Annotated in this window: 2 protein-coding genes and 1 pseudogene; 1 reads left to right on the top strand and 2 read right to left on the bottom strand. The window is 36.1% G+C overall.

Annotated features, from left to right (window positions below):
* Window positions 1-148: pseudogene (locus V7127_RS20380) on the bottom strand (D-alanyl-D-alanine carboxypeptidase); the annotation flags it as partial.
* Between the two features lie 207 nt (window positions 149-355).
* Window positions 356-1822, bottom strand: coding sequence for an IMP dehydrogenase (gene guaB / locus V7127_RS20375; RefSeq protein WP_335347015.1), 1467 nt, complete (start codon window positions 1820-1822; stop codon window positions 356-358).
* A 113-nt stretch (window positions 1823-1935) separates the two neighbouring features.
* Here guaB and V7127_RS20370 point away from each other — a divergent pair, with 113 nt between their 5' ends.
* Window positions 1936-2886 carry a YaaC family protein gene (locus V7127_RS20370; protein WP_335347014.1) on the top strand — a complete coding sequence of 317 codons (951 nt, stop codon included), beginning with the start codon at window positions 1936-1938 and terminating at the stop codon, window positions 2884-2886.
* Window positions 2887-3373 lie beyond the last annotated feature (487 nt).

Genomic DNA, 3373 nt, shown 5'->3' with positions numbered 1-3373 from the left:
TACTAGCGATACCAAGAACTTGGTCGGCATTTTTCGAATAAAGTACTTTACCTGTCTCTGCTTCTACTAGAATAGCAGCATCACCATTAACATTTAAAATATCTTCTGCATAGGCTCTATTTAAGCTTGGAAAAAGCCCTATTACCATCACGAATGCAAGAATACTAGCTACATATTTGCGAAATTTTTTCAATACAAAGCCCTCCAACTTTTTAGTACACGTCTGATATTTTATCATAATTCGACATTAAAACATAGACAGAGGATTTACCTATTCTTACCTGGAAATTTTTCATACAAAAAGCAGAGAAGCTTCATGCTTACTCTGCTCTTACATACTCGTTCTAATATTGAATTATGAAAAAGAATAGTTTGGTGCTTCTTTCGTAATTTGGACATCATGCGGATGGCTTTCCTTTAATCCGGCACCAGTCATTCTTATAAATTGTGATTTCTCTCTTAATTCCGTTAAATCCTTTGTTCCACAATACCCCATACCTGAACGCAGACCGCCAACAAGCTGATAAATCGTATCTGCTAACGGCCCTTTATAAGGTAATCGGCCTTCTATTCCCTCCGGAACAAACTTCTTATTATCTTCTTGGAAATAACGATCCTTTGAACCTTTTTCCATCGAAGCAACAGAACCCATGCCGCGGTAAACCTTAAAGCGGCGACCTTGGAAGATTTCCGTTTCTCCAGGACTTTCAGTTACTCCTGCTAATAGACTGCCAAGCATAACGGCATGTCCACCAGCAGCAAGTGCTTTTACTACATCACCTGAATATTTGATTCCACCGTCAGCAATAATCGACTTTCCGTGCTTTCTTGCCTCAGTAGCACAATCATATACGGCTGTAATTTGAGGAACGCCTACTCCGGCAACTACTCGAGTTGTGCAAATGGAGCCAGGTCCAATTCCTACCTTTACAATATCTGCTCCTGCTTCGATTAATTCCTTTGTTGCTTCTGCAGTTGCAACATTTCCCGCAATAATCGCTAGGTGAGGGTAAGTTTTTCTTATTTCACGAACAGTATCTATTACTCCTTTTGAATGTCCGTGTGCAGTATCTACTACAATAACGTCTACTTGAGATTTAACAAGCATCGCTACACGCATCATTGTATCTTTTGTTACGCCAACAGCAGCCCCAACTAGCAAGCGGCCCTGCTCATCTTTAGCGGAATTTGGAAACTCAATCACTTTTTCAATATCTTTTATAGTGATTAAACCTTTTAGGATCCCTTCACTGTCCACAAGCGGAAGCTTTTCAATTTTATGCTTTTGAAGAATGCTCTCTGCTTCTTCTAAAGTAGTTCCCACAGGTGCAGTGACAAGGTTTTCCTTTGTCATAACATCAGAAATAATAATCGAATAATCCGAAATAAATCGAAGATCCCGGTTTGTTAAAATACCAACAAGTTTTTGCTCTTCACCATTATTTACGATAGGTACACCTGAAATTCGGTATTTCCCCATTAAATGCTCGGCATCATATACTTGTTGTTCTGGGGTAAGGAAAAATGGGTCTGTAATAACGCCGCTTTCAGAGCGCTTCACTTTATCGACTTGCTCAGCCTGCTGCTCGATCGTCATATTTTTATGAATGACACCCAATCCACCTTGTCGAGCCATTGCAATAGCCATTTCTGCTTCAGTTACAGTGTCCATCCCTGCACTGATAATTGGAATATTAAGCTTAATCTTATCTGTAAGCTGAACACTTAAACTCACATCACGTGGAAGAACCTCTGATTTAGAAGGAACAAGTAACACATCATCAAAAGTTAAACCTTCTTTTACAAACTTACTTTCCCACATCTTTTTGACCCCCAATTCTTGAAAATATTATTAGTAGGTTATCAATTGGGCAAAATACTGTCAAGGATTCTTCAATATGTTGGATTTTTCTAAAAACTCGGAGGTGCTTATTAATGCGTGACTATAAAGATTGGGATTCATTTTTATATTATTTTTCGGCAAGCTCCTCACAATCCTTTCTAAAAAAATGCTATCATCTTCAACATTTGGACTCAGCAGAACAAAAAAGTTATGAAAACAGCTACCCTTTTATATATTATCTTGAACATGGACAAATTTATTACAAACAAGCAGAACTTGCTCCGTTATTAATTAAGCCCATTCTTTTATTTTACGGAATGGTTCATTTAATAAAAGCTTGTATTTTAACTGTAGACCCTAATTATCCTGAAACAACCACTGTTCTTGCACATGGTGTTTCAACTAGGAAAAGGAAAAAACAACAATATCACTTTTTTCATGATGAGGTAAAAATCCAGAAAAGCGGACTTTTTCCGTATATGGGGGAAAAACTGTTTCACATGAAACATTTAGAAGGTGAAAAAACAAATATGAGGGAGTTACTTTCTCAGATTCCTGAACTTACTCAAATGTTCAAACAAACAGAGGGGAAACAAACATTTTTGCAAATGAAACAGCAGGATCAAATACATCTACTGCCAAAGGAAATTTTAGACACCTTTCATATGACTGAAGCCCGCTTTATAGAATATTGGAATAACGGAAATAAAGCCGATATACAAGGTGCAGATGAACAATTTATACACTTTACGATCAACTCAACATGCATAAATGATCTGCTCCCAATTAAATTCAATATTGATAATGAACAGCTTTATTTCCCTAGAATCAAAAACAGCCTAAATTTTTTCCCGGAATTATTAATCCACTATTTATTGCTTTATAATTTAAGTATGATCGCTCGGTATGAAACGGAATGGTGGAGCGAATTAATAAAAATGATGCCCAATCAGGATTTTCCCTTTATTCAGTCCTTTTTAAACATTACCTCCAAGAAGGGACCTTTTTTAATTTATCAAACGTTAACAAAAGGAAAAACATGAATTCATTGGTTGCATTGAAAAAAGGGCATATTCATGAAATAGTTCTGAAAATGTAGAGAAGAAACATATAAAAAATAGTAATTTAATTAAAAGTAAATAATGCATACAAATAATCATGCTCAGAGAATTCTTTGAGCATGATTTTTTTTGCTCTTACTCATTTAAATTCGATAGTTAAAGAAACCAATGCGGACACTAAGTTCGCGATTATTGGAAAAATACAAGAAAATCTCTGCTTTTTTATCAATAACGGAATCTATGTCCGCAATTATATGAAATTACCCTATTTTTGTACACATAGCGGAACTGGTGTCCGCCTAACTCAAATAAAAAGACCAAATCAATTTATGATTTGGTCTGCTGCTTAATATGCTATTTATAGTTCGTCTTCATAAAGCTGAATTACATAATCTTTATGGATTCCCTTACAAAACTCCACAAAAAAGAACAGCCTTATTAGCTGTTCTTCTTTTGCCTAGCGACGTCC

Source organism: Bacillus sp. JJ1773 (genome assembly GCF_036962035.1).
GTDB lineage: Bacteria > Bacillota > Bacilli > Bacillales > Cytobacillaceae > Cytobacillus.
The sequence above is the reverse complement of the archived record's forward strand: the minus strand, read 5'-3'. Positions and strand labels throughout refer to the sequence as shown.